We start from the raw sequence: 5,511 nt of genomic DNA on the forward strand, positions 1-5,511 counted from the left end.
TGGTTACTATAGCAGAGAGGATACACCTGTTCCCATTCCGAACACAGAAGTTAAGCTCTCTAGCGCTGATGGTACTTGGGGCGAAGGCCCCCGGGAGAGTAGGTCGTAGCCACGTAATCTTTTTTTATTTTCAAAATATAAAAAATTAATAATAGAGGTAATTACTTATTAATAGATATAAAAATTATAAATATCGCAGATATAAGATAGGTCATAAAAAAGAAAGAATATAAAAAATACGTGGATAGATAAGATGAATAGTTAATAATACTATTAATCTATAATACTCCACGTATTTTTATTTTATATCGATTTTAAATTATATATTACTCAGCGAATATTTTCTTGATAAAAGCTTCAAGTCTGTTCATTGCTTCCATGAAAGTATCTTCGCTGCATGCATAAGATATACGCATATATTCATCAAGTCCGAATGCAGCTCCAGGAACACCGGCAACCTTGTACTCGTTTAGGAATTCATCACAGAACTCAAGAGAGAAGCTTTCTTTGTAATTGTATTTCTCAGCAACCTCACTAAGATCTATAAACATATAGAATGCACCGTCTGGCTGAACATAACCTACATGTTCTATTTCATCAAGTCTTTTTACAAGCATGTCTCTTCTAGACTTATAAACTTCAACCATGTGATTTATATCGTCCTCACACTCTACAAGAGCACCATATCCTATATACTGTGCAGTAAGTGATGGATGAGAAACTATATGTCCCTGTATTGAACTCATAGCTTTGGCAAGTTCTCTGTTTGTAGCTGTATATCCAAGTCTAAGTCCAGTCATAGCGACAGATTTCGCAAATCCGTTAAGAGTTATAGTTATTTCTTTTGCTTTTTCAGAAAGAGAAGCTACAGAAGTAAATTCTCCTGTGTAGCATATTCTTTCATATATTTCATCTGCAAGTATGAATATATTGTGTTTACTACATACATCAACTATATCCTCAAGCTCTTCTTTTGTATATATACTTCCAGTTGGATTTGAAGGGTTAGTAAGTATAAGAAGTTTTGATTTTTCTGTTACAGCAGCCTCAAGTTCCTCTTTTGTAAGTTTGAATCCATGTTTTTTATCTGTATCTATAAATTTAGGAACTGCGCCTACTATTTTTGCTATTTCAGGATAACTTACCCAATAAGGTTTTGGTATAAGAACTTCATCTCCAGGATTTGTAACTGCAAGAAGAGCATTTGTTATAGAATTTTTTGCTCCACTTGAAACAACTATTTCATCTGCTGTATAGTCACAGTTGTTCTCTTTTTTTAGTTTCTTTGCTATTTCTTCTCTAAGTATTTTAAGACCTGGAACAAGATCGTATTTAGTACAGTTATCATCAAGTGATTCTTTACCATATGCTTTTGCTTTTTCAGGAACTGTGAAATCAGGTTCGCCGATGCTTATATTTAATACATCTATTCCAGAAGCTTTCATTTCTTTTACTTTAGAACTGATTCCTATCGTAAGAGAAGGGGTCATGTTATCTACTCTGTTTGCTAATTTCATAAAAATACCTCCATGTCGTATAATTTTCTTATATAAAGCTGAAAAACGCATATAAACTTAAATAAATAAATATTTAATGACAAAAATAAACTTATATATTAATAAAATAAAATGTATCCAGCTTTTACACTATAGTATATATAATATCTTATTTCTATGATTATATCTATAGAAAAATAAAAAATAATTCAAAAATAGAAATTTTCAGATAATAAAACGGCAAGTTATAAATTAATTAAATGATATATAGTTCGAGACATATGAAATTATCTATATTATTTTTGGACATAATATTCGTAGAAAATGCATCGGACACAAAAAATATCAATTATAAAGAAAAAAATTTCTTATTTTATAGGTATTAGAATTACTGGCGTTGGGAAAAATGGATAAGTAGTTTCAATGCTTTAAGGGCATTTGACGAAAACTGACAAATTTGTTAACATCATATATATGATTGAAGAACCTTTCAACCTGGTTGGAGGGTATTTTTTTAAAAATTATACACTATATATAGTGTATAATACAGAAACGGACACAACATATTGAACTAGGGGATGTATTATTATGATTGAATTTATTAGAAAAAGAGATGGAAGAGTAATTCCTTTTAATGGCAATAAGATAACCAGAGCTATATTTCTTGCAGCATCGGATGTTGCTGAAAAAGAAGGAAAAGCACCTGATTATAAAATGGCAGAGGAGCTGACTTCAGATGTTGTAGAGCTTCTTGAAAAAAGATTTGAAAATGAAATACCGGGAGTTGAAGATATACAGGATGCTGTTGTAAAAGTTCTTATAGAAAAAGGACATGCAAAAACAAGTGAAGAGTATATACTTTATAGAGCGGAAAGAAGCAGAATAAGAAATTCAAAGACAAGACTGATGAAAGCCATAGAAAAAATAACATTCTCTGACGCTGTAGAAGAGGATATAAAAAGAGAAAATGCAAATATCGATGGAAATACTGCTATGGGGACAATGCTTCAGTATGGAAGCGCAGTATCAAAGGAATTCTGTAAGAACAATGTATTAAAACCGGATCATGCACTGGCACATGATTCAGGGGACATACATATACACGATATGGACTTTATGAATATGGGAACTCTTACATGCTGTCAGATAGATGTAAGAAAGCTTTTTGAAGGCGGTTTTTCTACAGGACACGGATTTCTTAGAGAGCCAAACGATATAATGAGCTATGGGGCTCTTGCGGCGATAGCAATACAGAGTGATCAGAATGATCAGCATGGTGGACAGAGTATTCCTTTCTTTGATTACGGACTTGCAAAAGGAGTGTACAAGACTTTTAGAAAGCTGTATATAGCTAACATGACAAAAGCAGTAGTGCTTTTATGTGGTGCGGATAGTGAAACAGCTGAAAAAGATATAAAAGAGCTTATATATGGAGCTGAAAAAGAACTTTCAGTAAAAGTAAGCCTTGAAATAAATAAAAGTGAGGAGTTTTCTGATTATATATCTGAAAAACTTGAAAAAATGTATGGAGCCGACGCTGAAAAAGTAAAATGGATAAAAGATTTCGCATATAAAGAAGCATATAAGGAAACAGATAGAAAAACTTATCAGTCTATGGAGGCATTTATACACAATCTTAACACAATGCATTCAAGGGCTGGTGCACAGGTTCCTTTCTCAAGTATAAACTTTGGAACAGATACATCTGAGGAGGGAAGAATGGTAAGCAAGAATCTACTTCTTTCTCAGGAAAAAGGTCTTGGAAATGGTGAAACACCTATATTCCCGATACTTATATTCAAAGTTAAAGATGGTATAAATCTTAATCCGGGAGAACCTAACTATGATTTATTTAAACTATCTTGCAGGGTATCAGCTAAGAGACTTTTCCCTAACTTCAGTTTTCTTGATGCTCCTTTCAATATAAAATATTATAAAGAAGGAGATCCTGATACAGAAGCTACATATATGGGATGTAGAACAAGAGTTATAGGAAATGTATGTGGGCCGGAAACAGTGAGCGGAAGAGGAAATCTTTCTTTTACAACTATAAACCTTCCAAGACTTGGTATAAAACACGGAATGGTAAACGGTGGAAAAACTGATATAGAAGAATTTTTCAGAGATCTTGATCTAAAGATAGATTTAGTTATAGAGCAGCTTCTTGAAAGAATGCAGATACAGGGCAAAAAGAAAATGAAAAACTTCCCATTCCTTATGGGACAGGGAGTATGGATGGGCTCTGATAATCTGGGACCTGAAGACGAACTTGAAGAGGTTATAAAACAGGGAACACTTACTGTAGGATTTATAGGTCTGGCTGAGTGTCTGGTAGCTCTTATAGGAGAACACCACGGTGAAAGTGAAAAAGCTCAGAAACTTGGAATAGAAATTATATCTCATATGAGGGATAGAATGGATGAAGCTACAGAACAATACGGACTTAATTTCTCGCTTATAGGAACTCCTGCAGAAGGACTTTCTGGAAGATTTACAGCAATAGACAAGAAAAAATTCGGAGTTATAAAAGGAGTTACAGACAGAGAATACTATACTAACTCATTCCATGTGCCGGTATATTATCATATAGGTGCATATGAGAAAATAGCAAAGGAAGCTCCATATCATGAATTCACAAATGGAGGACATATAACATATATAGAACTTGATGGAGATCCATCAAAGAATACAGAGGCATTTGAGTCTGTTGTAAGAGCTATGAAAGAAGCCGGAATCGGTTATGGAAGTATAAACCATCCTGTAGACAGAGACCCTGTATGCGGTTATTCCGGAGTAATAGATGGAGATGTCTGTCCTGCATGTGGAAGACATGAAAAAGATGGAGATATAGGATTTGAAAGAATAAGAAGAATAACAGGATATCTTGTAGGAACAGTAGATAGATTCAACAATGCAAAAAGAGCAGAGGTAAGAGATAGAGTAAAACATATGTAGTTTTAAGAAAGATAAGGTGGTATGATGAAGATAAGACTTGCTTCAAAGGTTACATTTGACAGTATAGTCGACGGACCTGGACTAAGAGCGGTTGTATGGACACAGGGATGTACTCACAATTGCATGGGATGTCACAATCCTCAGACTCATAGTCTGAATGGAGGTTTTATAGAGGATACAGATAATATAGTAAAAGAAATAAAAGAAAGAAAACTGCAAAGAGGAGTTACTCTTTCTGGAGGAGAACCATTTCTTCAGCCTGAAGCAGTTGAGGATATAGCAAGAAAGCTTAAAGAGACAGGGATGGATGTATGGGCTTTTACAGGATTTAAGTTTGAAGAACTGTTAAATCCTTCAAATAAAAACTTTTTCATCAACAAAAAGCTCCTTAAGAGTATAGATGTTCTTGTAGATGGAAAATTTGAAATTGATAAAAGAGATATAAGTCTGCTTTTTAGAGGATCTTCCAATCAGAGAGTTATTGATGTAAAAAGAAGTCTTAAAGAAAAAAGAGTAGTATTAAAAGAAGAATATGTTGAAGGTTATGTGGATACATTTCTTCCTATGGCAAAATAGATTATCAAAGACCGGTATAAGTTTATACCGGTCTTTTTACATATATAATAAAAGAATATAGCGACTATCTTGAAATGTGCCAGTGATTTTGTTATCTGATAATTATGATGTATTGATTATTATAAATAAATCAGTAAATAAAATATAAATTTAATAATGTTGAAAAAATGTTGATAATATGTGAATAAAATTAATGGAATATTATAGGTGCAAGTAATACAGTAGTATATAAATTGTAGATAATGTGGACAAAATAATAAATATAAAATGTTATTTTTATGGATAAAATAAATTTAAAAAAAGTGTTGACGGATTAAATCTATAATGGTATAGTAATACCTGTCCTTGAGAGAGGGCAAAAGAAAACAAGAAATGAACTTTGAAAACTGAACAGCAGATAAATTTGTTCGAACGATTTGTTCGGACTCTTACAAACCATAATTAAGTCAGATATTCAGATATATCTGAGCACAGAATCAATTTT

General features: G+C 32.8%; 3 protein-coding genes and 1 rRNA gene. 3 read left to right on the forward strand and 1 reads right to left on the reverse strand.

What is annotated here, in order from left to right; translation table 11 throughout:
* Window positions 1–115 (forward strand): 5S ribosomal RNA (gene rrf / locus EXD82_RS09980); the annotation flags it as partial.
* A 211-nt stretch (window positions 116–326) separates the two neighbouring features.
* Here rrf and EXD82_RS09985 read toward each other — a convergent pair.
* A complete protein-coding gene (locus EXD82_RS09985) occupies window positions 327–1,517 on the reverse strand; it encodes a pyridoxal phosphate-dependent aminotransferase (protein WP_142536773.1) in 1,191 nt (396 codons plus the stop codon).
* Window positions 1,518–2,084: 567 nt separating this feature from the next.
* Between EXD82_RS09985 and EXD82_RS09990 the strand changes: the two genes are divergently transcribed.
* Both EXD82_RS09990 and nrdG read left to right on the forward strand, forming a co-directional pair.
* A complete protein-coding gene (locus EXD82_RS09990; RefSeq protein WP_142536774.1) occupies window positions 2,085–4,451 on the forward strand; it encodes an anaerobic ribonucleoside triphosphate reductase in 2,367 nt (788 codons plus the stop codon).
* A 21-nt stretch (window positions 4,452–4,472) separates the two neighbouring features.
* The gene (gene nrdG, locus EXD82_RS09995; protein WP_330573811.1) at window positions 4,473–5,027 is read left to right on the forward strand and encodes an anaerobic ribonucleoside-triphosphate reductase activating protein; all 555 of its coding nucleotides are present in this window, start codon (window positions 4,473–4,475) and stop codon (window positions 5,025–5,027) included.
* Window positions 5,028–5,511 lie beyond the last annotated feature (484 nt).

The sequence above is a fragment of the Peptacetobacter hominis genome (genome assembly GCF_006861675.1).
In the GTDB taxonomy this organism is placed as follows: domain Bacteria; phylum Bacillota; class Clostridia; order Peptostreptococcales; family Peptostreptococcaceae; genus Peptacetobacter; species Peptacetobacter hominis.

Excerpts from the sequence above, each read along its gene's own strand:
- EXD82_RS09985 (WP_142536773.1), bottom strand. The coding sequence starts at position 1,517 with ATGAAATTAGCAAACAGAGTAGATAACATGACCCCTTCTCTTACGATA.
- EXD82_RS09990 (WP_142536774.1), top strand. The coding sequence starts at position 2,085 with ATGATTGAATTTATTAGAAAAAGAGATGGAAGAGTAATTCCTTTTAAT.
- nrdG (WP_330573811.1), top strand. The coding sequence starts at position 4,473 with ATGATGAAGATAAGACTTGCTTCAAAGGTTACATTTGACAGTATAGTC.